The sequence below is a fragment of the Streptomyces sp. NPDC030222 genome (genome assembly GCF_055573115.1).
On record NZ_JBVICA010000016.1, the window covers coordinates 135780 to 160566 of the forward strand.

Below are 24787 nucleotides of genomic sequence, written 5' to 3' on the forward strand. Positions count from 1 at the left end.
CGCCCGTACGGATTCACCTACGCCGCGCGCGGAGTTCCCGCAGTCCTGCCATTGCAAGTACCGCCGCGGTGGCGGCCGTTGACCACAGCACCTGCGGCCGGGCGGCCTCGTCGGTCAGCATCAGCACCAGCACGCCGGCCATCGCGGCCAGCGTCACCCAGGTCAGCCACGGGAACCCCCACATCCTGAGCGTCAGCCGGTCCGGCGCCTCCACCTCGAACCTGCGGCGCAGCCGCAGTTGGGACACGGCGATCAGGGCCCAGACGAACAGCAGCACCGCGCCCACGGCGTTGAGCATGTAGAGGAACACCGTGTCGGGCCACTTCAGGTTGAGAAGCACCGACACGAACCCGAACGCCACCGAGGCCAGCACCGCCCGGCGCGGCACCCCGCCGCGCGACACCGTCAGCAGGCCCCGCGGCGCCTCACCGCGCTCCGCCAGTGAGAACACCATCCGTGACGCCCCGTAGAGGTTCGCGTTCAGCGCGGAGAGCAGCGCGACGAACACCACGATGTTCATGATCTGCCCGGCGGCGGGGATCCCGATCGAGTCCAGCACCGCCACGTACGGGCTCAGCCCCGGCTGCATCGCCGTCCACGGCAGCAGGGTCACGATGACCAGCATCGAACCGACGTAGAAGAACAGGATGCGCCACACCGTGCTGCGCACGGCCCGGGCCATGTTGCGCGCGGGGTCCTCGGTCTCCGCGGCCGCGATCGTGACGACCTCCAGGCCGCCGAACGCGAACACCACGGCGAGCACACCCGAGATCACCCCCGCCCAGCCGTTGGGGAGGAAGCCGCCCTGACCGGTGAGATTGGCGAGGCCCACCGGATCCGTGTCCGGGAGAAGGCCGAAGACCGCCAGCAGGCCGAGCGCCAGGAACAGCACGATCGCGCCGACCTTCAGCGCGGCGAACCAGAACTCGAACTCGCCGAAGTTCCGTACCGCGGCGAGATTGACGGTCGTGAACACCACCATGAAGACCAGCACCCAGGCCCACTGCGGCACCGACGGCGCCCAGCCGTGGGCGATTCCCGCGGCGCCCGTCGCCTCCACCGCCAGCACCACGACCAGCAGGAACCAGTACAGCCAGCCCACGCTGAAGCCGGCCCAGCGGCCCAGCGCCCGCTCCGCGTGCACCGAGAACGACCCGGACGCGGGCATCGCGGCTGACATCTCGCCCAGCATCCGCATCACCAGCATCGCGAGCGCGCCCGCGATCAGATACGAGAGCACGATCCCCGGGCCCGCGACGGAGATGCCCGCGCCCGAGCCGACGAACAGCCCGGCGCCGATCACCCCGCCCAGGCCGAGCATGGTCAGATGCCGCTGCTTCAGAGCAGGGGAGAGGGGCTCGGCCTGATCGGCCAGGGGGTCGTGCATGGTGCCATGGCTCTCGCGTCGGTTTATGGAGACCCCACAGTGTCGCCGGACAGGGAGGCTTACTGCAAAAACCGGACGAGGGCGCTTCAGGTGCAGTGACGAGCATCACGCCATCACAGGTGTGAACGCCGGACTTTGTGAAGAGTTCACCAATCTCTGAGCACCCCCTTTGTCGGCGGCAAACGGTGATCACCGGCAGCGCGCTCCACTAGCGTCGCGGTGTCCCGCACAGACCTCACCCGTGGAGTCACCGATGAGCACCGCCGCCGTTTCCGCCCGTCCCGGAGTCGTCCTCGCCGACCTGATTCCGGCGTCCCGAGTCCGCGACGTCGCCCTCGTCGTCGGCGGAGCCGCACTCACCGGCATCGCGGCCCAGATCTCCGTGCCGGTCCCCGGCTCCCCGGTCCCGGTGACCGGCCAGACCTTCGCCGCCCTCCTGGTCGGCACCGCGCTCGGCACCCGCCGCGGTCTGCTCGCCCTGGCGCTCTACGCGGTGGCCGGCATGGCCGGTGTGCCGTGGTTCGCGCAGGGCACCTCGGGCTACGGCATGCCGTCGTTCGGCTACATCCTCGGCATGGTCCTCGCCGCCGGCGTCGTGGGCGAGCTGGCCCGCCGCGGCGCCGACCGCTCGGCGCTCCGCACCGCGGGCTCGATGGTCCTCGGCTCCGCGGTCATCTACGCGGTCGGCGTCCCGTACCTGGCGCTCGCCACCGGCATGTCCTTCGGCCAGGCGGTCGCCGCGGGCCTCACGCCATTCCTGATCGGCGACGCCCTCAAGGCCGCGCTCGCCATGGGCGTCCTGCCGGCCGCCTGGAAGCTGGTCGGCCGCCGCGGCTGACCAGCCCGCCCGTACGGGCGGACTCGGCGGCACGGGCGTGCCCACCGGCCGTACCGGGCGTGCCCACCCGTCGTACGGAACCGCCCGGCGGCCCGTAGGTACGTCGTACGGATCCCCGCCCGGCTTCCTGCAGACGCCCGCAGCCCCGGTCCGCGCAGAGCGGACCGGGGCTGCGGTGTGTCAGGGAGTCGGTCAGGCCTCGACGGCGGCCGGCTCGGCGTCGGCGGCCGCGGGGGCCTCGACGGGGGCGCTCTTCCGCTTGCGGTCGAGGACCACGCCGATGCTCACCACGATCGCGGCGACCAGCACCGACAGCAGCACGACCTCGCGGTTGGCGTCGTCGAACAGCATGTAGACCAGCACGAACCCGATCAGCGCGGCGGTCGCCCACGTCAGGTACGGGAAGAGCCACATCTTCACGGTCAGCTTCTCCGGGGCCTCGCGCAGCAGGATCCCGCGCATCCGCAGCTGGGTGAAGCAGATCACCAGCCAGACGAACAGCGCGACCGCACCGGAGGAGTTCAGCAGGAACAGGAAGACCGTGTCCTTGAACGCGTAGTTGAAGTAGACGGCGACGAAGCCGAAGACCACCGAGGCGAGGATGGCCGTGGTCGGCACGCCCTTGGCGTTGACCTTGGCGAAGGCCTTCGGCGCGTCACCGCGCTCGCCCAGCGAGAACGCCATGCGGGAGGCGGTGTAGAGACCCGAGTTCAGGCAGGACAGCACGGCGGTGAGGACGATGACGTTCATGATCTGGCCGGCGTGCGGGATACCGATGGAGTCGAGGGCCGCGACGTACGAGCCCTTCTCGACGATCGCCTTGTCGTTCCACGGCAGCAGGGTCAGGACCACGAAGATCGAACCCAGGTAGAAGACCGCGATCCGCCAGATCACGCTGTTGGTGGCCTTGGTGACCGCGCGCCGCGGGTCCTCGGACTCACCGGCGGCCAGAGTGACGATCTCGCTGCCCATGAAGGAGAAGACGACCATCAGCACACCGGTCAGGATGGCGCCCGCGCCGTTCGGCAGGAAACCGCCGGCGTCGGTCAGGTGCGCGAAGCCCGCGCCCGGGTTGTCGGAGCCCGGCAGGACGCCGAACACGGCCAGCAGGCCGATCACGACGAACGCGCCGATGGCGACGACCTTGATGCCGGCGAACCAGAACTCGAACTCGCCGTAGGAGGAGACCGAGGCGAGGTTGGTGGCGGTCAGGACGACCATCACGATCAGTGCCCAGGCCCACTGCGGGACGGCCGGTATCCAGCCCTCCAGGATCACCGCACCGGCCGTGGCCTCGACGGCCAGCACGACGACCCAGAAGAACCAGTAGAGCCAGCCGATCGAGAAGCCCGCCCAGCGGCCGAGCGCGCGGTCGGCGTACGCGGAGAACGATCCCGAGTTCGGGCTGGCGGCCGCCATCTCGCCGAGCATCCGCATCACGAAGACGACGAGTGCTCCGACGAGCAGGTACGACAGGAGGATGGCGGGGCCGGCGGCGGCGATGCCGCCGGAGGAGCCGACGAAGAGGCCGGCGCCGATGACGCCGCCGATGGCGATCATGGAGAGGTGACGGTTCTTGAGACCGGCCTGGAGACCGTCGGTGGAGTGCGGCTGCCCGGGGTCGCCGGTCTGACCGCCTTCCATTGTGAGGGTCGGGTGCGACGTCATGGACCAATCCTTGTGTCTTGGTAGCGTTCGGGTTACGAACGTCGGCATTGAAGCCCAGTACGCCCGAGTATGGAACGGCTGATTCCTATTCGTTACGTTTGTCACGGACATTACCTGTGTGACGATCTTGCACACGTCGGGGGTGCGGGCCCGGCCCCGGCCGGGTGGGCGCCTGCCTCGCATGCCACACTCGGAACCATGCGCGTCTACCTCGGCTCCGACCACGCGGGCTTCGAACTCAAGAACCACCTCGTCGAGTGGCTCACGGCCCACGGCCACGAACCGGTCGACTGCGGTCCCCACATCTACGACGCCCAGGACGACTACCCGCCGTTCTGCCTCCGCGCCGCCGAGCGGACGGCCGCGGACCCGGACAGCCTCGGCATCGTGATCGGCGGCTCCGGCAACGGCGAGCAGATCGCCGCGAACAAGGTCAAGGGCGTCCGCGCCGCACTGGCCTGGAGCGTCCAGACCGCCGCGCTCGGTCGTGAGCACAACAACGCCAACGTGGTCGCGATCGGCGCCCGTATGCACACCACCGACGAGGCGACCACCTTCGCCGAGGTCTTCCTGAAGACCCCGTACTCCGGTGACGAGCGCCATACCCGCCGCATCGACATGCTGTCCGCCTACGAGACCGAGGGCGTCATGCCCGCGATCCCGGCCCACCACCCGCAGCAGGACTGACGTCCCCCGAAGGGCTGATGTCGGCGAAGGACCGACGTCCCCCGAAGGGCTGATGTCGCGAGGGGCTGATGTCCGTGAGGGGTTGACGTCCGCGAAGGACCGAAGCCCTCGCGGGGCTGATGTCCGTGAGGGGCCGACGTCCACTCAGGACTGACGCTCCCGGACGGGCCGACGTCCCCGACGGGCCGACATCGCGCCAGGCGTGACGTCACGCGAAGCCGGCGTCCCGTCACCAGGCCGATGTGACCCAAGGCCGACGTCCCCGTCCCGGACCGACGTCTCCGTCACCGGAACTGCACCCCGGTACCGCCGGCCCCGCCCAGCGGCACCGCCGTGCCATCGAGGAGAGCACCGTGCCGGAGGGGCACACCATTCACCGGCTGGCCCAGGACCACTGGGAGCGCTTCGGCGACCGTCCGATACGGGCCGCCAGCCCGCAGGGCAAGTTCTCCGACGGCGCGGCCCTGGTCGACGGCCGGGTCATGACCGCCGCCGAGGCGCACGGCAAGCACCTCTTCCTCGGCTTCGGCGCCACCGGCTGGGTCCACATCCACCTCGGCCTCTTCGGCAAGGTCGACTTCGGCGACGCCCCCGCCCCACCCGCCGGCGACACCGTCCGGCTCCGCCTCACCGGCACCGCCGCCCACGTCGACCTGCGCGGACCCACCACGTGCGCGCTCATCACCGACCCGGAGAAGCAGGCCGTGCACGAGCGGCTCGGTGCCGACCCGCTGCGCCCGGGCGACGACCCGGACCGCGCCTGGCGCCGCGTCTCCCGCAGCCGCACCACCATCGCCGCGCTGCTCATGGACCAGAAGATCATCGCGGGGGTGGGCAACGTCTACCGCGCCGAGGTGCTCTTCCGGCACGGCATCGACCCGTACCGGGCCGGCAAGGACCTCACCGAGGCCGAATGGCACGCGATATGGGCCGACCTCGTCGCCCTCATGCGCGAGGGCGTCCGGAACAACCGCATCGACACCGTCCGCCCCGAGCACACCCCCGAGGCCATGGGCCGCCCGCCGCGCGTCGACGACCACGGCGGAGAGGTCTACGTGTACCGCCGGGCCGCCATGCCCTGCCACATCTGTGGCGGCGAGATCCGCACCGCCGATCTCGCCGCCCGCAACCTCTTCTGGTGCCCCGGCTGCCAGCAGTGCTGACGTGCCCTCCGGTGAGCTCTCCGCCGGCCCTCCGGGGCGTGCGGACACCCCCGCTCCGTTCACGCTCCGCCCCGCACATGAGAGGCCGTCCATCAGGCTGATCCCATTTCCGCCGCAATGTCAAAGGGGTCGCCTGCGCGGCGGTACGGCGGCTGGATAGGGTCCATGCCAATGGCCATGGGTGCACGAGCGGACTCGTTCCCGGCCCGGATGCGCAGGACCTGGCACCGGGCCCGGATCGCGCTGCGCAGATCCGGTGTCGACTACTTCCGCGGCGACGGCTCCGACTGGGCGGCCTTCGCCGGTCTGCTGCTCACCGTCCCCGCCATCGCCGCGGGCACCATAGCCGTGCCCACCTGGTGCTCGCCCACCGCGCTCGTCCTGCCGATCGTCGCGGGCGGGCTCCTGCTGCGGCCCGCCAGCCTGCTCGGCCTCTACGCCGCCTCGGCCGTCGCCCTCATCGTCGAATCCGTCCAGCTCGGCCAGTACGCCCAGGGGCCCGCACCGGTCACCCCCGGCACCGTGCTGGTCGTCGCGGCCTGCGGATTCTTCGGCCTGCTCATCGCCCAGTTCCGCGCCCGGGTCGGCGTGCCCTGGAGACGCGGCGGCACCATGCTCTTCGACCTCCGCGAACGCATCCGGGTCCAGAGCGCCCTGCCCCGGCTGCCCCGCGCCTGGCACCACGAGATGGCCCTGCGCCCGGCCGGCGGCCAGTCCTTCTCCGGCGACTTCGTCGTCGCGGCCCGCACCAACGGCGGCCGCACCCTCGAAGTCGTCCTCACCGACGTGTCCGGCAAGGGCATGGACGCGGGCTCCCGGGCGCTGCTGCTGTCCGGCGCCTTCGGAGGGCTCCTCGGCTCCCTGCCGCCGCACGGCTTCCTCCCCGCCGCCAACGGCTATCTGCTGCGCCAGGACTGGGACGAGGGCTTCGCCACCTCCGTCCACCTGGTCCTCGACCTCGACTCCGGCGACTACGAACTGTTCTCCGCGGGCCACCTCCCCGCCCTCCAGCTGCACGCGGGCACGGGCCGCTGGAAGGAGCAGTCCGCCGAGGGCCCGCTGCTCGGCGTGTACGACGCCGCGGAATTCCACCCCGTCAAGGGCACGCTCGGCCCCGGCGACGTGCTGATGCTGTTCACCGACGGCCTCGTGGAGACCTCGGACCGGGACATCAGCGAAGGCATCGACCGCCTCACCGGAGAGGCCGACCGTCATGTCACCTCCGGCTTCCGGGGTGCGGCCTGGCACCTCATCGAAGCGGTCGCCAAGGACGTCAACGACGACCGCGCGCTGCTGCTCCTGTGCCGGGAGAACTGACCCGTGCCCGGCCGCTGTCAGTACGGTGCGCTTCACTGACCCCATGAGCGACACCGAACTGCTGTCCGCGCTCCACCACTTCGTGTCGCGCGCCCCGGACCTGACCTGCCGGGTGCCGGGCCACGGCGCCGGACACGTGTGTCTGCCCGTGCCGGAGGAGCCGGCGTCCGGGGAACTCCTCGACGCCGTCGACGGATGGTTCGGGCGGCTGCGGCCCGTCGATCCGGCGACCGCCACCGCACGCACCGGGCTCGCGCTGCTGGAGCCCTTCGGCGGGCGGCTGACCGAGATGCGCGGCTGCCCTTACGCGGACCGCTGGGTCGGTGTCGCCACGGTTCCGCCCGAGGACCCGGACGCCGGTCCGCGCACCGTCCTGGTCGTCGCCGAACGGGCCGACCCGGCGGCGGATCCGCTGCCGCCGGACGCCGGCTGGGCGGACCGGGTGGTGGCCCTGTGCGGCTGGGAACCCTCGCCCGCCCGCCCGTCGGCCGACTGGCCGGCGGTCGACTGGCCGGCGGTCGAGGCCCGGCTCGGCACCGCGCTGCCCGCCGACTACAAACGCCTCGCAGAACTCTTCGGCCCCGGTGACCTGGACGGATGGCTCGGCCTGCTCGTGCCCGGGACGCCGGACCGCGGCAGCGACATCGTGACCTGGGCGGAGCGCTCCGCGGGGTACGGCGGCAGGCATGAGCCGTACCGCACCTATCCGGAGCGCGGCGGCCTGCTGGAATGGGCCAACACCGAACAGGCGGACGCGTTCCACTGGCTCACCGAGGGACCGGACCCCGAGCTGTGGCCCGTGGTCGTCACCACCGAATGCGGTGAGTCGTACCGTTTCGACTGCGGTGCCGCCGAGTTGGTCCACCGCCTGCTCACCGACCCCCGGCACCCCTTCTCCCTGGCGCGTCACTTCGACATGCACTGGTTTATGAGCCACACGATGTGAGGAGCCCCGTATGCCCCAGCTGACTCTCGCCGAGGTCGAGGCCATCGCCCGGCGCGCCCACGCCGGCCAGGCCGACAAGGCCGGCCGCCCCTATGCCGAGCACCTCGCGGCCGTCGCCGAGGGGGTCCGCGTCAGGGGCGGCTCCGAGGAGCAGATCGCCGCGGCCTGGCTGCACGACGCCGTCGAGGACGACGCGCTGTCCCACGACTGGCTGGCAGCCGCGGCCCTGCCGCAGGCCACCAAGGACATGGTGCTGGCCGTCACCAAACGCCCCGGCGAGGACATGGAGACGTACACCCGGCGCATTCTCGCCACCCCGGGCGCTCTGCTCGTCAAGGAGGCGGACCTGGCCCACAACTCCGACCCGGCCCGCCTCGCGGTCCTCGACGAGCCGACCAGGCTCCGGCTCACCGCCAAGTACGCCGACGTCCGCCGCCTCCTCGGACTCACCGGTGACTGAACGTCACATGGCCCCCGGCTCGCATCAACCGCCCGTACAGGTGGCACGATGGGGGAGTGGGGGAGTGCCGGGCGTACGCCCCCGGGCCGGCAAGACGGTACCGACCGAGGGTGGGATCAGTTGTGGCCATTTCGCTGTCCGTGGTGCTCCTGTTGGCGATCATCCTGGTCGTGCTGATACGGGGCGGAAACCTCAAGCCGGGCCCCGCTTTCGTCGCCGTGCTGTTCGGCTTCTTCCTCGCCTCCACCGGCATGGCCCCGACCATCCAGAGGTTCCTCGACTCGGTGGCCGAGACGATCAACCGCATCAGCTTCTGACCCGCCCTCCGGCCGTCAGCGGCGGTGGAGCACCGGGTCGCCCAGGGCGACCTTCGGGGCGTAGCCGTCGGCCTGTGTCGCGGTGATGCTGAAGAGGGCGACCCCGGAGACGTCCACCGCCGTCTGCACCGGCCGGTTGATCTGCGCGGTCACGCTCTTGAGCGTCTTCTCGCCCGCCTTGAAGGTCACCGTGACCGGATAGGCCGAGGTGTCGTCGTCGAGTCCGACGGTGACGGTGAGCGACTTGTAGCGCTCGTTGATGCTGAAACGCATCGTCTCGGCGTAACCGGTGGCGCTGGTCAGGGCGTTGTCGAAGCGTTTCCCGCCCATCACCACGGGCTCCCGCTTCCAGCTGCCGAAGTCGTTGAGGGATGTGATGTCCGTCAGCGGCACGTGTTCGCTCGTCCCGGCACCGGCGCTCGCACTCGGGGTACCCGCCCCGGCCCCGTCGCTGCTCGCCCCGGGTGCGGGAGCCGCCGTCCTGGTCACGGTGGCCGTCGCCGTGACCGTGGCCGTCGCGGTGACGGTCCGCGCGGTCGGCGGCGTCACCACACTGGGCACGCCGAAGAAGCCGAGGAGCAGCCCGACCACGCCGGTGCCCGCCGTCACCAGCGCCGCGGTCTCGGCCCGGCGCCCACCGCCCGGCGCCGGCGGCGGGACGGCGGGAGAGGTGCCCGGCGGCGCCGGAGGCTCCGGCGGCGGGGACGGTAACGCCGGCCCCGTGTGTCCCGTACTCATCGTCCAACTCCCCCGATCCGGACGGCCGTCGAGTTGCGCAGAGCGGAATTCAACTCGACGCACGGCCGCCCCACAAGTACACGCGCGCCCGGGCGTTCCGCCCGGGTCCGGCCGGCCGGCCGGACCCCCCTCCGCGACTGCGACTCCCCGGGCCTCCGTGCACATGCGAGAGGGCCGGTCCGGGAGGACTGAGCCTCCGGACCGGCCCCTCACACGGGCAGGACCCGCCTTACCCCTCGGCGTTCCGCTCTACGACCGGGCCGCCGAGCACCGCCCGGGGAGCCCGGCCGGCCGGCGGGGACCGCTCAGGACTTGCCCCGGCTCTTGGACTCCGCCTGGGCGATGGCCTCGGCTTCGGACTCGGCCAGCGCGATGGCGACGCCGAACGCCTGCGTGATGTGACCCGCGGCGGACATGACGCGTGCCGTGCCCACGACGGGGGCGATCGCCACGAGGACGTCCTGCAGTTGCTCGACCGTCATGTTGGCTTTGATCGCGGGGTCGATGTGGGCGAGGTAGGAGATCGCGGGCGCGTCCATCGCCACGAGCGCGGCGAGGCGGGTGAGGATGAGCGTCTCGTCATCCATGCCGCAGCGCTCGACGGAGTCCATGGTCATGGCGGCGATGGTGTCGAGGACAGGGGCGTCAGACGCAGTGGCCATATCCGGTCCACCTTCCGGTGCAGTGGGAGCCGACACCTCACGCCCTGACACGGGCCTCCCCACGCGTCGGCGAATTGCCTTCCCACGGTAAGGGCCCCCGGGAGCGGGCGCATGTCGGGCCGGGCCGCCCGGTCCCGGCACGGGAGTACGCCGAGGGCCCGGGCAGAGGAAGCTCCTCCACCCGGGCCCTCGGCCACGAAGAGCGGGCGACGGGAATCGAACCCGCGTAGCCAGTTTGGAAGACTGGGGCTCTACCATTGAGCTACGCCCGCGCACGTGTCGCATTGCGGACCGTGAGCGTTCACGGCCGGTGCGGCACGAAGAGCATCCTAGCGGGTCCGGGAGCCGTGTCGCACACCCCTTAAACACGCGGTCGCCGAGGCCGCGGGCATGTACCCTACGTCTCGCACCGACGGGGTGTGGCGCAGCTTGGTAGCGCGTCCGCTTTGGGAGCGGAAGGCCGTGGGTTCAAATCCCGCCACCCCGACCATGATCATCTACATGGTGATCGAGCTCCAAGATCGCGTTGTCGGGCGCGTCCTGCTTGCGGTTACTATGCAAGCTGCGTGCCCGTGTGTCTGTCTGGCCGGGCCGACCCGCTGAACCGCCTTCCGCGGCCCAGCAGCATCCAAGCAGTCAGCCACAAGGAGACCGAACCGTGAAGAGCGCCGTGGAGACCCTGAACCCGACCCGGGTTCGGCTCACTGTCGAGGTGCCCTTCGAGGAGCTCAAGTCCAGCCTCGACGCGGCGTACAAGAAGATCAACCAGCAGGTCACGGTCAAGGGCTTCCGCAAGGGCAAGATCCCGGCCCGGGTGATCGACCAGCGGTTCGGTCGTGGCGCCGTGCTGGAGGAGGCCGTCAACGACGCGCTCCCGAAGCTCTACAACGAGGCCGTCAGCGAGGCCGAGGTCAACCCGCTCGGTCAGCCCGAGGTCGACATCACCGAGCTGAAGGACGGCGAGCTGCTCGCCTTCACCGCCGAGGTGGACGTCCGCCCGACCATCGAGATCCCGGACTACTCCGGCATCGAGGTCGAGGTCGACGCGATCGAGGTCACCGACGAGGACATCGAGAAGTCCGTCCAGCAGCTGCGTGAGCGCTTCGCCTCGACCAGCCCGGTCGAGCGTGCCGCCGAGGACGGCGACGTCGTGACGATCGACCTGGAGGCCAAGGTCGACGGCGAGGTCCTCGCGGACGGCGTCGCCACCGGAGTCACCTACACGATCGGCTCCGGCGAGCTCCTCGACGGAATCGACGACGCCGTGAAGGGCCTGGAGGCCGGCGGCGAGGCCACCTTCACCTCCGAGCTCAAGGGCGGCTCCGCCGAGGGCAAGGAGGCCGAGGTCACCGTCAAGGTCACCCAGGTCGCCGCCCGTGAGCTCCCCGAGCTCGACGACGACTTCGCGCAGCTGGCGAGCGAGTTCGACACCCTGGACGAGCTCAAGGCCGACAGTCGCAAGCGTCTGCTGAACATGAAGCAGTACGACCAGGCCACGCAGGCCCAGGAGCGCGTCCTCGACGAGCTGCTGAAGCTGATCGAGGTCCCGATCCCCGAGAAGCTCCTCGAGGACGAGGTCAACACCCGCAAGCACAACCTCGAGCACCACCAGCTCGGCCAGATGGGCCTGACGCTGGAGAAGTACCTGGAGATCCAGGGCAAGACCGCCGAGGAGTTCGACGCCGAGACCGAGGAGCAGGCGGTCAAGGGCATCAAGACCCAGTTCGTCCTGGACGAGCTGGTCTCCAAGGAGAAGCTGAACGTCAACCAGGAGGAGCTCACCGAGCACCTCATGCGGCGTGCCGCCACCTCCGGCATGAGCCCCGACCAGTTCGCCCAGGCCGTCGTCGAGGGCGGCCAGGTGCCGATGCTCGTCGGCGAGGTCGCCCGCGGCAAGGCCCTCGCGGTCGTCGTCGAGGCCGCCACGGTCAAGGACACCAACGGTGAGGTCGTCGACCTGGACGACGAGGACGAGGTCGAGGAGGCCACCGAGGTCGCCGCCGCGGCCACCGGCGAGGCCGAGGCCGAGGACGAGAAGTCCGAGGGCTGATCCCCCGAGATCCCACAGCACCGGGCCCGGACGCGTATCGACGCGTCCGGGCCCGGGCGCGTACCCGGGCCGTCCCCCCACTCCCGTGCGCCCTCGCCCCGCGCCAACCACCTTGCGCTCCGAGCGAACAGTTCCGGAACCGGGATGGCGTTGTCCTACCTGCGCGTTAGGGTCCATGAATACGAGGGCAGGGGACTAGCCGCAGGAGGATCCGCGGACCCCGCGCCCCGGAACGAAGACGCGGAGACGGCCGGAGCCGTCAGAGACGAGCAGGTGGATACGTGACGAATCTGATGCCTTACGCCGCCGGTGAGCCGTCCATCGGAGGTGGCCTCGGCGACCATGTCTACAACCGGCTGCTCGGCGAGCGCATCATCTTCCTCGGCCAGCAGGTCGACGACGACATCGCCAACAAGATCACGGCGCAGATGCTCCTCCTGGCCGCCGACCCGGAGAAGGACATCTTCCTCTACATCAACAGCCCCGGCGGCTCCGTGACGGCCGGCATGGCCATCTACGACACCATGCAGTACATCCCGAACGACGTCGTCACGATCGGTATGGGCATGGCGGCCTCCATGGGCCAGTTCCTGCTGACCGGCGGCACCGCCGGCAAGCGCTTCGCGCTGCCGCACACCGACATCCTCATGCACCAGGGCTCCGCCGGTATCGGCGGCACCGCCTCGGACATCAAGATCCAGGCCGAGTACCTGCTGCGCACCAAGCAGCGCATGGCGGAGATCACCGCCCGGCACTCCGGCCAGACCGTGGAGACGATCATCCGCGACGGCGACCGCGACCGCTGGTTCACCGCGGAGGAGGCCAAGGACTACGGCCTCATCGACGAGATCATCTCCGCCGCTTCGGGCGTTCCCGGCGGCGGCGGCACCGGGGCCTGATCCCCCCGCGGCACCGGGGTCCGCCCCCGGGCCGCTCGCCCTCCCTCCAGCAGCCCGCAGAACGCCACCAGGATGGTGAACACCGACATGCAGAACAACCTCTCCGCGAGCGGCCTCTACACGGGCCCGCAGGTGGACAACCGCTACGTCGTGCCGCGATTCGTCGAGCGCACCTCGCAGGGCGTCCGCGAGTACGACCCGTACGCCAAGCTCTTCGAAGAGCGCGTGATCTTCCTCGGCGTGCAGATCGACGACGCCTCCGCCAACGACGTCATGGCGCAGCTGCTGTGCCTGGAGTCGATGGACCCGGACCGCGACATCTCGATCTACATCAACAGCCCCGGTGGCTCCTTCACGGCGCTGACGGCCATCTACGACACCATGCAGTTCGTGAAGCCGGACATCCAGACGGTCTGCATGGGCCAGGCCGCCTCCGCCGCCGCCGTGCTGCTGGCCGCCGGCACCCCCGGCAAGCGCATGGCACTGCCGCACGCGCGGGTGCTCATCCACCAGCCGTCCTCGCAGACCGGCCGTGAGCAGCTCTCCGACCTGGAGATCGCCGCCAACGAGATCCTCCGGATGCGTGCGCAGCTGGAGGAGATGCTGGCGAAGCACTCCAGTACCCCGCTGGAGAAGATCCGCGAGGACATCGAGCGCGACAAGATCCTCACCGCCGAGGACGCGCTGGCCTACGGCCTGGTCGACCAGATCGTGTCGACCCGCAAGAGCACGGCCGCTGCGGCCGCCTGACCCAGTCGGAGCCGACCCCTCGGCACGGACCACGTCACAGTGAACCGTGCCAAGGGGGGCCCGAACAGGGGGCCAGGCAAGGTACCGTCGGATAGAGGCACCAGGAGCCGCTGAACCAAGCTGCTCCCAGGCGAAGGGGAAGCACCTCGTGGCACGCATCGGTGATGGCGGCGACCTGCTCAAGTGCTCGTTCTGCGGCAAGAGCCAGAAGCAGGTGAAGAAGCTCATCGCAGGCCCCGGTGTCTACATCTGCGACGAGTGCATCGACCTCTGCAACGAGATCATCGAGGAGGAGCTCGCGGAGTCCTCCGAAGTGCGGTGGGAGGAGCTCCCCAAGCCGCGCGAGATCTACGAGTTCCTGGAGGGGTACGTCGTCGGGCAGGAGCCCGCGAAGAAAGCCCTCTCCGTAGCGGTGTACAACCACTACAAGCGCGTACAGGCCGGTGAGAACGGCGGGGCGCAGGGCCGTGAGGACGCGATCGAGCTCGCGAAGTCCAACATCCTGCTGCTCGGCCCCACCGGCTCGGGCAAGACCCTGCTGGCGCAGACCCTGGCCCGGATGCTGAACGTCCCGTTCGCCATCGCCGACGCCACAGCGCTCACCGAGGCGGGCTACGTCGGCGAGGACGTCGAGAACATCCTGCTGAAGCTGATCCAGGCCGCGGACTACGACGTCAAGAAGGCCGAGACCGGCATCATCTACATCGACGAGATCGACAAGGTCGCCCGTAAGAGCGAGAACCCGTCGATCACCCGCGATGTCAGCGGCGAGGGTGTGCAGCAGGCACTGCTGAAGATCCTGGAGGGCACCACCGCCTCAGTGCCCCCGCAGGGCGGCCGCAAGCACCCGCACCAGGAGTTCATCCAGATCGACACGACGAACGTGCTGTTCATCGTGGGCGGTGCCTTCGCCGGCCTGGAGAAGATCATCGAGTCGCGGGCCGGGGCCAAGGGCATCGGCTTCGGTGCGACGATCCGCTCCAAGCGAGAGATCGAGGCCCGGGACCAGTTCCAGGAGGTCATGCCGGAGGACCTGGTGAAGTTCGGGATGATCCCCGAGTTCATCGGCCGTCTCCCGGTGATCACCTCCGTGCACAACCTCGACCGCGAGGCCCTCCTCAAGATCCTCGTCGAGCCGCGCAACGCGCTGGTCAAGCAGTACCAGCGGCTCTTCGAACTCGACGGGGTCGAGCTGGACTTCGACCGCCCGGCCCTCGAAGCCATCGCCGACCAGGCCATCCTGCGCGGCACCGGCGCCCGGGGCCTGCGCGCCATCATGGAAGAGGTCCTGATGTCGGTGATGTACGAGGTCCCGTCCCGCAAGGACGTGGCCCGTGTCGTCATTACCGAGGACGTCGTCCACAACAACGTCAACCCCACGCTCGTCCCGCGCGAGCCGCGGATGATCCGCAAGGACGTGGGGCACGAGAAGTCCGCGTAGCGCGCTTCGGGCGCGGTACGCGGAAGGGGCGCCCCGGCCGGGCGCCCCTTCTCCGTTTGCGTGGCCGCGACCTCTTGCACGGCCGCGACCTCGAACCGCGTCGCCGCGGAACTCAGGCCTTCGTGCGGGAGGTGTTGTAGAGCTTCGCGGTGACGGCGGCGAGCTCGTCCTGCGGGATGCCCCGGCCGGCACTGGCGAGCGTCGGGTCCACGATGTCCACCGCCCCGAGCGTGCTGTAGTCGGCCCACACGCAGATCGGGATGTTCGCCTCCTTGACCCCCTTGAAGGCGGCCGCCTCCTTGCCGGTGAAGGACCACTTGGCGTCCTGGCACTTCATCAGCGCACCGGTGAATCCGGCCGGTTCGGCCTTCTCCGGGCTGCCGATCAGATCGATCTTCACGGTCGAGGAGCTGCTCATGGACATCAGCCGGAGCTGCTGGAAGTAGCCGTCGATCGCGGTGTCCGGCTTCTCGATCTCGCCCCAGTAGCCGTGGAGGGCGAGAGCCTTGCCGGCCAGCGGGTTCACCTGCGCGGCGGCGCCACCGCTGCGATAGGAGGCGTTGACGTACTCCGGGTTCTTGATGCCCATCTGGCGGGCGGCCTTCTTGTGCTCGGACGCGTCGGCCCGGGGGTTGTCCTTGTTCTTGGCGAAGTCGTCCACCGAGGCCGTCGGCGTGATCTTGTACCCCTTGGTGGCCTCGCCCACCGTGGTGCGGGTCGCCAGGTAGTACGCCCCGCCGCCGATCACCGCGAGCGCGGCCACGATCGCGAGCAGCACCCTGCCCGTCTTCTTCTTCGGCGCGGGCTCACCGCCGTGGGGCGGCTGGGGCTGGGGCTGCTGTCCGTACGGCGGCAGCGGCTGCTGGGCGTAGGGCCCGGGCTGCTGCTGGGGCTGCGGGTAGCCGTAGCCCCCGGTCTGCTGCGGCGGCTGCTGGGCGTACGGGTTCGGCTGCGCGTGGCCGCCGCCACCCTGCGGCGGCTGCTGCGGGTAGCCGTAGCCGGGCTGAGGGGCCTGCGGCGGCTGACCGCCGTACGGACCCGGCTGGCCGTAGGGTCCGGGCTGCTGAGGCCGGTCGCCGTACGGACCCGGCTGGTGGTAACTCATGAACTCGTCGTCCCCTCCGTTGCATGTGCGTCCCGGACATCCTGACGGAAAGGCCGGTCTGGCCGGACGTCAGGGGGGCGCACCGTTACCAAAGATTCCAGTTTCAGGACAGGACCGTGACCCCTCTAAACTGAGCCCGTGACCGAGAACTCTCAGCAGACACCAGCCGCCACCCCCGAACTGCCGACCCAGTACGCGCCGGCCGAGGTAGAGGGGAAGCTGTACGAGCGCTGGGTGGAGCGCGGTTACTTCGAGGCGGACGCCGAGAGCGAGAAGCCTCCGTACACCATCGTCATTCCGCCGCCGAACGTCACCGGCAGCCTGCACCTGGGCCACGCCTTCGAGCACACGCTGATCGACGCCCTCACCCGCCGCAAGCGGATGCAGGGTTACGAGACGCTGTGGCAGCCCGGCATGGACCACGCCGGCATCGCCACCCAGAACGTGGTCGAGCGCGAGCTCGCCAAGGAGGGCAAGTCCCGCCACGACCTGGGCCGTGAGGCGTTCGTCGAGCGCGTCTGGCAGTGGAAGGCCGAGTCCGGCGGCCAGATCTCCGGGCAGATGAAGCGCCTCGGCGACGGCGTCGCCTGGTCCCGTGAGCGCTTCACCATGGACGAGGGCCTCTCGCAGGCCGTCCAGACCATCTTCAAGCGGCTCTACGACGACGAGCTGATCTACCGCGCCGAGCGCATCATCAACTGGTGCCCGCGCTGCCTCACCGCCATCTCGGACATCGAGGTGGAATACCAGGACGACGACGGCGAGCTCGTCTCGATCCGGTACGGCGAGGGCGACGCGTCCATCGTCGTCGCCACCACCCGCGCCGAGACGATGCTCGGCGACACGGCCGTCGCCGTCCACCCGGACGACGAGCGGTACAAGCACCTCGTCGGCACGGAGATCGAGCTGCCGCTGACCGGCCGCCGCATCCCCGTGGTCGCCGACGAGCACGTCGACCCCGCGTTCGGCACCGGCGCCGTCAAGGTGACGCCCGCCCATGACCCGAACGATTTCGAGATCGGCCAGCGGCACGGGCTGCCGTCCCTCGCCGTCATGGACGAGCACGCCATCATCACCGTGCACGGCCCCTTCCAGGGACTGGACCGGCTGGAGGCCCGCTCCGCCATCGTCGGTGCGCTGCGCGCCGAGGGCCGGATCGTCGCCGAGAAGCGGCCGTACGTCCACTCCGTCGGCCACTGCTCCCGCTGCAAGACCACCATCGAGCCGCGCCTGTCGATGCAGTGGTGGGTCAAGGTCGGCCCGCTCGCCAAGGCCGCGGGCGACGCCGTCCGCGACGGCCGGGTGAAGATCCACCCGCAGGAGATGGAGAAGCGCTACTTCGACTGGGTCGACAACCTCCACGACTGGTGCATCTCGCGCCAGCTGTGGTGGGGTCACCGCATCCCGGTCTGGTACGGCCCGGAGGGCGAGGTCGTCTGCGTCGGCCCCGACGAGCAGCCTCCGTCCGGCGCGGGCTGGCACCAGGACACCGACGTCCTGGACACCTGGTTCTCCTCCGGCCTGTGGCCGTTCTCCACGCTCGGCTGGCCCGAGCAGACCGACAGCCTCGCGAAGTTCTACCCGAACTCGGTCCTGGTCACCGGCTACGACATCCTGTTCTTCTGGGTCGCCCGGATGATGATGTTCGGTCTCTACGCGATGGACGGCACCCCGCCGTTCCACACCATCGCGCTGCACGGCATGGTCCGTGACCAGAACGGCAAGAAGATGTCGAAGTCCTTCGGCAACGCGGTCAACCCGCTGGACTGGATGGACAAGTACGGCTCCGACGCGCTGCGCTTCACCCTGGCGCGCGGTGCCAACCCCGGTATCGACGTGCCGATCGGCGAGGACTGGGTCCAGGCGTCCCGGAACTTCGCCAACAAGATCTGGAACGCGACGCGCTTCGCCCTGATGAACGGCGCCACCGTCGAGGGCGAACTCCCGCCCGTCGAGCAGCTGTCGGCCACCGACCGGTGGATCCTTTCGCGACTCGACACCACGGTCGCCGAGGTCGACGCGTTCTACGAGGACTACCAGTTCTCCAAGCTGTCGGACGCCCTGTACCACTTCGCGTGGGACGAGGTCTTCGACTGGTACGTCGAGCTGTCCAAGACCACCTTCATGGGCGGCGGCGAGCCGGCCAAGGTCTCCGCGCGTGTCCTCGGCGAGGTCCTGGACGTCACGCTGCGCCTGCTGCACCCGGTCGTCCCGTTCGTCACCGAGACGCTGTGGACCACGCTCACCGGCAAGGAGTCCGTGGTGGTCGCCGACTGGCCGGCGGACAACGGCTTCCGCGACGCCGACGCCGAGCGCGAGATCGAGCTGGTCCAGCAGGTCGTCACCGAGGTCCGCCGGTTCCGTTCCGACCAGGGCCTCCAGCCCGGCCAGAGGGTCCCGGCCCGCCTGGACCTGACCGGCACGGCCCTCGCCCCGCACGAGTCGGCCATCCGCCAGCTGCTCCGCCTCCAGCCGGAGGGCGAGTCCTTCCACGCCACCGCGACGCTCCCGGTCGCCGGGGCGACCGTCGCCCTCGACCTGTCGGGCGCCATCGACGTCGAGGCGGAGCGCAAGCGCCTGGCCAAGGACCTGGCCGCGGCCGAGAAGGAGAAGGCACAGGCCAACGCGAAGCTGGGCAACGAGGCGTTCCTCGCCAAGGCCCCGGACAACGTGGTGGAGAAGATCCGCACCCGGCTGTCCAAGGCGGACGCGGACATCGAGCGGATCACCGCCCAGCTCGCGAACCTCCCGCAGGGCTGATCCGAAAGAACACCGAGGCACGCCGAAGCACCTCCGAGGCGGCGTCGAAGCATCTCCGAAGCCCCCGCAGCCGCACCTCGCGGCCGCCGGGGGCTTCGGCGTCCCCCGCGCTCCGTAGACTGGCTGCGTGAGTGAGCAGCCCGAGTCCAGCGGACCCTTCGACGCCGACCGGTTCGACGAGATCGTCGACGAGGAGACCAACCGTGACCCCGATCTGGCGGTGATCGAGGCCGGCAGCCGCACCCTGCGGACACAGGCCGGGCCTCCCCATGGGGACCCCGTGCCGGCGCGGCCCGAGGACCCGGAGGTGGACCGGGCACTGCGCGAGGTCGAGCAGGAGCTGGCCGGGCGGTGGGGCGAGACCAAGCTCGAACCGTCGGTCACCCGGATCAAGGCGCTGATGGACGTGCTGGGGGATCCGCAGCGCTCGTACCCGTCGATCCACATCACCGGCACCAACGGCAAGACGAGCACGGCCCGCATGATCGAGGCGCTGTTCGGCGCGTTCGATCTGCGGACCGGCCGGTACACCTCGCCGCACGTGCAGTCGATCACCGAGCGGATCAGTCTGGACGGGGCACCGATCTCGGCCGAGCGGTTCATCGAGACCTACAACGACATCAAGCCGTACGTCGAGATGGTCGACGTCGGCGAGCAGTTCCGGCTTTCGTTCTTCGAGGTGCTGACCGGTATGGCGTACGCCGCCTTCGCCGACGCGCCGGTGGACGTGGCGGTCGTCGAGGTCGGCATGGGCGGCAGCTGGGACGCGACGAACGTGATCGACGCGTCGGTCGCCGTCGTCACCCCGATCTCGCTGGACCACACCGACCGGCTCGGCGGGACGCCCGCCGACATCGCCGCGGAGAAGGCCGGGATCATCAAGCAGGGCGCCACGGTCGTGCTGGCCCAGCAGCCGGTGGAAGCGGCCCAGGTGATGCTGAAGAAGGCCGTCGAGGCCGACGCCACGGTGGCCCGTGAGGGCATGGAGTTCGGCGTGGTGTCCCGTGAGGTGGCGGTCGGCGGACAGCAGCTGACGCTGCGCGGACTCGGCGGCGAGTACCAGGAGATCTTCCTCCCGCTGTACGGGGCGCACCAGGCGCACAACGCGGCGGTGGCGCTGGCCGCGGTCGAGGCGTTCTTCGGCATCGGCTCCCAGCACGCCCGTCCGCTGGACGTGGAAGCGGTGCGGCGTGCGTTCGCCTCGGTGGTCTCGCCGGGCCGTCTGGAGGTCGTGCGGCGCAGCCCGACCGTGGTGCTGGACGCGGCCCACAACCCGGCCGGCGCGCAGGCGGCCGCGGAGGGCATCAGCGAGGCGTTCGGCTTCTCGCGGCTGATCGGTGTGGTCGGCGCGAGCGACGACAAGGACGTGCGCGGTCTGCTGGAGGCGTTCGAGCCGGTCTTCGCGGAGATCGTGGTGACGCAGAACTCCAGCCACCGGGCGATGGACGCGGACGCCCTGGCGGCGGTCGCCGTCGAGGTGTTCGGCGAGGAGCGGGTGCAGGTCGAGCCGCGGCTGGACGACGCTCTGGAGGCCGCGATCACGCTGGCCGAGGAGGAGGGGGAGTACTCCGGGGCGGGCGTGCTCGTCACCGGTTCCGTGATCACGGTCGGCGAGGCCCGGCTGCTGCTGCGAAAGGGCTGATCGACGTGCGTACGCTCTGTGCATCCACCCTGATCGGGGAGTTCCTCGTGGTCGGCTTCGCCGGTCTGGTGGCGATGAAGGACCCGTCCCTGTCGGTCGGCACCGTGTGGACGGTGTGCGGTGTCGCGATGCTGCTGTCGCTGCTGCTGTGCGGCATGATCACCCGTCCGGGCGGGGTGCAGATCGGCTGGGCGCTGCAGATCGCGCTGATCGCGAGCGGCTTCTTCGTTCCGCTGATGTTCTTCATGGGGGCGTTGTTCGCCGCCCTGTGGTGGGCCTCGGTCCACTACGGCCGGAAGGTCGACGAGGCGAAGGCCCGGTTCGCCGCCGCTGCGGCGGACTGACGTCCGTACCCGTGGGCGCCACCACGGCGTCCCTCGGGCGCCCGGGATCGGCCGGGTACGGCACCGTCACCCGGCCCCTGTAGCCTCACATCACCGCATACGACATGCCTGCAAGGAGCCGAAGCACATCATGACTCAGCGCACTCTCGTCCTTCTCAAGCCCGACGCGGTCCGGCGTGGCCTGATCGGCGAGGTCGTCGGTCGTATCGAGCGCAAGGCCGGCTGGCGGATCACGGCGCTGGAGCTGCGCACTCTGGAGCGCGGCACGCTGGAGCAGCACTACGCCGAGCACGTCGGCCGTCCGTTCTACGAGCCGCTGGTCGAGTTCATGCTCTCGGGTCCCGTGGTGGCGATGGTCGTCGAGGGCGAGCGGGTCATCGAGGGCGTTCGCGCGCTGGCGGGTCCGACGGACCCGATCGCCGCTGCTCCCGGATCGATCCGCGGTGACTTCGGCACGATCGTCCGGGAGAATCTGATTCACGCCTCGGATTCCGAAGAGTCCGCCGAGCGCGAGCTGAAGATTTTCTTCCCGCAGGGCTGACAACGAGAAGCGCCGGTCCTTTTCTGATCCGGCGTCAGTCCAATAGCCGCCACAGCAGGGGCGACCGAAGGAATTTCGGTCGCCCCCCGGCATATGGGGGGCGATTCCGGGAACGCATCGCCCCGACACGTCGTCACCCGTATTGAGGCGTACCCGCGCGGCGTGTCGGAGCAGGCGGCACTACGATGGGAACCCTTCAGGCCCACAGCACCCACTCTCGCCTACCTGACAAGCATTCACGCTCGACTGGAAGGCCACACGCATCCTCATGGGGTACAACATGTCGTTCATCGGCCGTGACATGGCTGTCGACCTCGGGACCGCCAACACGCTGGTGTACGTCAGGGGCCGGGGGATCGTCCTCAATGAGCCGTCCGTCGTCGCCATCAACACCAATACCGGTGGCATCCTCGCGGTCGGCTCCGAGGCGAAGAAGATGATCGGCCGGACGCCGGGCAACATCGTGGCCGTGCGCCCGCTGAAGGACGGCGTGATCGCCGACTTCGAGATCACCGAGCGGATGCTCCGCTATTTCATCCTAAAGATCCACAAGCGTCGCTGGGCGGCCCGTCCGCGAATCGTGGTCTGTGTGCCCTCCGGGATCACCGGTGTCGAGCGCCGGGCGGTCATCGAGGCGTCCACCCAGGCCGGTGCCCGTCAGGTGCACATCATCGAGGAGCCGATGGCGGCCGCGATCGGAGCCGGTCTCCCGGTCCACGAGGCCACCGGCAACATGGTGGTCGACATCGGCGGCGGCACCACCGAGGTGGCCGTGATCTCCCTCGGGGGAATCGTCACCGCACAGTCCATCAGGGTGGCCGGCGACGAGCTGGACAACGCGATCATCCAGCACATCAAGAAGGAGTACAGCCTCCTCCTCGGTGAGCGCAGCGCCGAGCAGATCAAGATCGGTATCGGCTCGGCGTACGACCTGGGCGAGGAGGAGCACTCGGAGATCCGCGGCCGTGACCTGGTCTCCGGCCTCCCCAAGACCGTCGTGATCTCCGCTGCCGAGGTCCGCAAGGCCATCGAGGAGCCGGTCAACGCGATCGTCGACGCCGTGAAGACCACCCTCGACAAGTGCCCGCCGGAGCTGTCCGGCGACATCATGGACCGCGGCATCGTCCTCACCGGCGGCGGCGCCCTGCTGCGCGGCCTGGACGAGCGGCTGCGCCACGAGACCGGAATGCCCATCCACATCGCCGAGGACCCGCTGGACTCCGTCGCGCTCGGAGCCGGTAAGTGCGTCGAGGAATTCGAGGCGCTCCAGCAGGTTCTCGACGCGCAGCCGCGCAGATAACCCTTCTGCACCATCTGATCCGCCGTACGGGCCCAGCACCGTCCCGTACGGCGATCGTTGATATACAGAATCAAGAAGTCCGACGAGGAAGGCACGGCTGCCGCACGTGAGGGACACGAAAGAGAGCCGGCTGCTTCTGGTGCTGCTGATCGCGGTCGCGTTCGCATTGATCACAGTGGACATCCGCGGGGGATCGGAGTCGCCTGTCGCCGGCGCACGCCGTGCCGCGGCGGCGGTGTTCGGCCCGGTCGAGAGCGGCGTGGCCGCCGCCGTCGACCCGATCGGCAATGCGATCGGCGCGGTCCGCGACTCCGGCGAACGGCACGACCGCATCGCCGTGCTGGAACGCGAGAACGCCGAGCTGAAGGCGAAGCTGGGCAGCGACGCCCGCAACGACAGCCGTGTCCGGCAGCTCGACTCCCTCCTGAAGAAGGCCGCGGCCGGGCAGTACGGCATCAAGGGCGCCGAGGTCATCGCCATAGGAGCAGCCCAGGGCTTCTCCTGGACCGTCACCATCGACGCCGGCAGCCGGGACGGCATCGCCCGCGACATGACCGTCGTCAACGGCGAGGGCCTGGTCGGCCGGGTCACCACCGTCGGCCCCGACACCGCGACCGTACTGCTGGCCAACGACCCCGACTTCACCGTCGGCACCCGGATGGAGCGCACCGACGAGCTCGGCTTCGCCACCGGACAGGGGGACCGCCCGCTCTCCGTCCAGCTCCTCAACGGCAAGTCCAAGGTCAAGGCGGGGGACCGGCTGGTCACCTTCGGCTCGCAGGCGAACCGGCCGTTCGTCCCCGGAGTCCCCGTCGGAGAGGTCGTCCGTGTCGATCCGTCGGGCGGCGACCTCACGCGCACCATCTACGTCCGCCCGTACGTCGCCTTCTCCAAGCTCGACATCGTCGGGGTGGTCGTCCAGGCCCCGCGCCAGGACCCCCGGGACACCGTGCTGCCCGCCCGGCCCAAGCCGACCCCCACGCCCACGGTCACCGTCACGGTCACCCCGTCCGGCGATGCCGGGGACGGCACGGCCGAGGACGTCCGGGCACGGAACGACCCGAACGAAGAACAGCGGTAGGAGCTGATCCAGATGCGTTTCAACAGGGTCCTGCTCTCCACCACGCTGGTGGTGGTCGCCCTGGTCGTCCAGGTCAGCGTGCTCTCCCGGCTCCAACTGCCCGGCGCGGTCCCCGACCTGGTGCTGCTCACCGTCGTCGGCCTCGCCATGGTGTACGGGCATGTGGGCGGTGCCCTCATCGGCTTCGGCGCCGGCCTGCTCTCCGACCTCGCCCCGCCCGCCGACCACGCCGCCGGCCGGTACGCGCTCGTCCTCTGCGTGATCGGCTACCTCGCCGGACTCGCCAAGCCCGACAACGGCCGGCTGACCTCCGCGACCGGCCCGATGGCCGTGGTGGTCGCCTCGGCCCTCGGCTCCACCCTGCTGTACGCGGGGGTGGGTGCCCTCGTCGGCGACACCGCGGCCCGTCATGTCGGTCTCCTCGGGCTGCTGTTCAGCGCGGCCGTGTACGACCTGCTGCTCGCCCCGTTCACCGTGCCGTTCATCATGGCCCTCGCCAGGCGCTCCGAGAACGATCCGCTCGCCGAGGACCGCGCCGCCGCGAGCGACGTCTCGTCCGGCTGGCTCACCGGCGGTACCGGACTGCGCATCGGCAGCCAGCGCAGCGGACTGAGGATCAGGGCGGCACGCAACAGGGCCGCGCGCGCGGGCCGCATAAAGGGCGTCAAGAGACTGTGACCGCGTGGGCCGC

General features: G+C 70.0%; 23 protein-coding genes and 2 tRNA genes. 19 read left to right on the forward strand and 6 right to left on the reverse strand.

The genetic code is table 11. From position 1 onward, the window contains the following. Positions 1-13: 13 nt before the first annotated feature. Complete coding sequence (locus tag ACZ4Z5_RS22900) at positions 14-1387, reverse strand: amino acid permease (RefSeq protein WP_468265596.1); 1374 nt, start codon at positions 1385-1387, stop codon at positions 14-16. A gap of 253 nt (positions 1388-1640) precedes the next feature. Between ACZ4Z5_RS22900 and ACZ4Z5_RS22905 the strand changes: the two genes are divergently transcribed. Next, a complete protein-coding gene (locus tag ACZ4Z5_RS22905; RefSeq protein ID WP_468265598.1) occupies positions 1641-2225 on the forward strand; it encodes a biotin transporter BioY in 585 nt (194 codons plus the stop codon). A gap of 192 nt (positions 2226-2417) precedes the next feature. On the opposite strand, the gene ACZ4Z5_RS22910 is transcribed toward ACZ4Z5_RS22905, so the two are convergent. Further along, complete coding sequence (locus tag ACZ4Z5_RS22910; protein ID WP_468265600.1) at positions 2418-3893, reverse strand: amino acid permease; 1476 nt, start codon at positions 3891-3893, stop codon at positions 2418-2420. Between the two features lie 198 nt (positions 3894-4091). Between ACZ4Z5_RS22910 and ACZ4Z5_RS22915 the strand changes: the two genes are divergently transcribed. The 6 genes from ACZ4Z5_RS22915 (at position 4092) to ACZ4Z5_RS22940 (ending at position 8783) form a co-directional block, all read left to right on the forward strand. Continuing rightward, positions 4092-4580 (forward strand): ribose-5-phosphate isomerase, encoded by a 489-nt coding sequence (locus ACZ4Z5_RS22915; RefSeq protein ID WP_468265602.1) that lies wholly within the window; start codon positions 4092-4094, stop codon positions 4578-4580. Positions 4581-4933: 353 nt separating this feature from the next. After that, positions 4934-5743 carry an Fpg/Nei family DNA glycosylase gene (locus tag ACZ4Z5_RS22920; protein WP_468265604.1) on the forward strand — a complete coding sequence of 270 codons (810 nt, stop codon included), beginning with the start codon at positions 4934-4936 and terminating at the stop codon, positions 5741-5743. Positions 5744-5914: 171 nt separating this feature from the next. Further along, positions 5915-7060 carry a SpoIIE family protein phosphatase gene (locus ACZ4Z5_RS22925; protein WP_468265606.1) on the forward strand — a complete coding sequence of 382 codons (1146 nt, stop codon included), beginning with the start codon at positions 5915-5917 and terminating at the stop codon, positions 7058-7060. Between the two features lie 43 nt (positions 7061-7103). Then, positions 7104-8006, forward strand: coding sequence for an SMI1/KNR4 family protein (locus ACZ4Z5_RS22930; RefSeq protein ID WP_468265608.1), 903 nt, complete (start codon positions 7104-7106; stop codon positions 8004-8006). A 10-nt stretch (positions 8007-8016) separates the two neighbouring features. Further along, positions 8017-8466 carry an HD domain-containing protein gene (locus tag ACZ4Z5_RS22935; RefSeq protein ID WP_468265610.1) on the forward strand — a complete coding sequence of 150 codons (450 nt, stop codon included), beginning with the start codon at positions 8017-8019 and terminating at the stop codon, positions 8464-8466. 122 nt (positions 8467-8588) lie between these two features. Next, entirely contained in the window at positions 8589-8783 is a 195-nt protein-coding gene (locus ACZ4Z5_RS22940) for a hypothetical protein (protein WP_468265668.1), read from the forward strand. A 15-nt stretch (positions 8784-8798) separates the two neighbouring features. On the opposite strand, the gene ACZ4Z5_RS22945 is transcribed toward ACZ4Z5_RS22940, so the two are convergent. The 3 genes from ACZ4Z5_RS22945 to ACZ4Z5_RS22955 form a co-directional block, all read right to left on the reverse strand. Continuing rightward, positions 8799-9521, reverse strand: a complete 723-nt coding sequence (locus ACZ4Z5_RS22945; RefSeq protein ID WP_468265612.1) for a hypothetical protein — start codon at positions 9519-9521, stop codon at positions 8799-8801. A gap of 305 nt (positions 9522-9826) precedes the next feature. After that, positions 9827-10183, reverse strand: coding sequence for a carboxymuconolactone decarboxylase family protein (locus ACZ4Z5_RS22950; RefSeq protein ID WP_468265614.1), 357 nt, complete (start codon positions 10181-10183; stop codon positions 9827-9829). 201 nt (positions 10184-10384) lie between these two features. Next, positions 10385-10455 (reverse strand) — tRNA-Gly (locus tag ACZ4Z5_RS22955). A 141-nt stretch (positions 10456-10596) separates the two neighbouring features. Here ACZ4Z5_RS22955 and ACZ4Z5_RS22960 point away from each other — a divergent pair. The 5 genes from ACZ4Z5_RS22960 (at position 10597) to clpX (ending at position 15323) form a co-directional block, all read left to right on the forward strand. After that, a tRNA-Pro gene (locus ACZ4Z5_RS22960) sits at positions 10597-10673 on the forward strand. Between the two features lie 168 nt (positions 10674-10841). Next, positions 10842-12233: a trigger factor gene (tig, locus tag ACZ4Z5_RS22965; RefSeq protein WP_468265616.1), complete on the forward strand. Its 1392-nt coding sequence runs from the start codon at positions 10842-10844 to the stop codon at positions 12231-12233. A gap of 281 nt (positions 12234-12514) precedes the next feature. Then, a complete protein-coding gene (locus ACZ4Z5_RS22970) occupies positions 12515-13132 on the forward strand; it encodes an ATP-dependent Clp protease proteolytic subunit (protein WP_468265618.1) in 618 nt (205 codons plus the stop codon). A 72-nt stretch (positions 13133-13204) separates the two neighbouring features. After that, on the forward strand, positions 13205-13882 hold the full coding sequence (locus tag ACZ4Z5_RS22975) for an ATP-dependent Clp protease proteolytic subunit (RefSeq protein WP_468265620.1): 678 nt from the start codon (positions 13205-13207) through the stop codon (positions 13880-13882). Between the two features lie 148 nt (positions 13883-14030). Then, positions 14031-15323: an ATP-dependent Clp protease ATP-binding subunit ClpX gene (gene clpX / locus ACZ4Z5_RS22980; RefSeq protein ID WP_468265622.1), complete on the forward strand. Its 1293-nt coding sequence runs from the start codon at positions 14031-14033 to the stop codon at positions 15321-15323. 112 nt (positions 15324-15435) lie between these two features. Here the strand turns inward: clpX and ACZ4Z5_RS22985 are convergent, their stop codons facing one another. Further along, on the reverse strand, positions 15436-16428 hold the full coding sequence (locus tag ACZ4Z5_RS22985) for a hypothetical protein (RefSeq protein WP_468265624.1): 993 nt from the start codon (positions 16426-16428) through the stop codon (positions 15436-15438). A gap of 138 nt (positions 16429-16566) precedes the next feature. Between ACZ4Z5_RS22985 and ACZ4Z5_RS22990 the strand changes: the two genes are divergently transcribed. From ACZ4Z5_RS22990 to mreD, 7 genes are all read left to right on the forward strand, one after another. Next, on the forward strand, positions 16567-19188 hold the full coding sequence (locus ACZ4Z5_RS22990) for a valine--tRNA ligase (protein WP_468265626.1): 2622 nt from the start codon (positions 16567-16569) through the stop codon (positions 19186-19188). Positions 19189-19315: 127 nt separating this feature from the next. Continuing rightward, a complete protein-coding gene (gene folC, locus ACZ4Z5_RS22995; RefSeq protein WP_468265628.1) occupies positions 19316-20830 on the forward strand; it encodes a bifunctional tetrahydrofolate synthase/dihydrofolate synthase in 1515 nt (504 codons plus the stop codon). Between the two features lie 5 nt (positions 20831-20835). After that, positions 20836-21174 (forward strand): DUF4233 domain-containing protein, encoded by a 339-nt coding sequence (locus ACZ4Z5_RS23000; RefSeq protein ID WP_468265630.1) that lies wholly within the window; start codon positions 20836-20838, stop codon positions 21172-21174. 130 nt (positions 21175-21304) lie between these two features. Then, positions 21305-21715 carry a nucleoside-diphosphate kinase gene (ndk, locus tag ACZ4Z5_RS23005; protein ID WP_468265632.1) on the forward strand — a complete coding sequence of 137 codons (411 nt, stop codon included), beginning with the start codon at positions 21305-21307 and terminating at the stop codon, positions 21713-21715. Positions 21716-21995: 280 nt separating this feature from the next. Next, positions 21996-23015, forward strand: a complete 1020-nt coding sequence (locus ACZ4Z5_RS23010) for a rod shape-determining protein (protein ID WP_468265670.1) — start codon at positions 21996-21998, stop codon at positions 23013-23015. 106 nt (positions 23016-23121) lie between these two features. Next, on the forward strand, positions 23122-24096 hold the full coding sequence (gene mreC / locus ACZ4Z5_RS23015; protein ID WP_468265634.1) for a rod shape-determining protein MreC: 975 nt from the start codon (positions 23122-23124) through the stop codon (positions 24094-24096). Between the two features lie 12 nt (positions 24097-24108). Further along, a complete protein-coding gene (gene mreD, locus ACZ4Z5_RS23020; RefSeq protein ID WP_468265636.1) occupies positions 24109-24774 on the forward strand; it encodes a rod shape-determining protein MreD in 666 nt (221 codons plus the stop codon). Positions 24775-24787 lie beyond the last annotated feature (13 nt).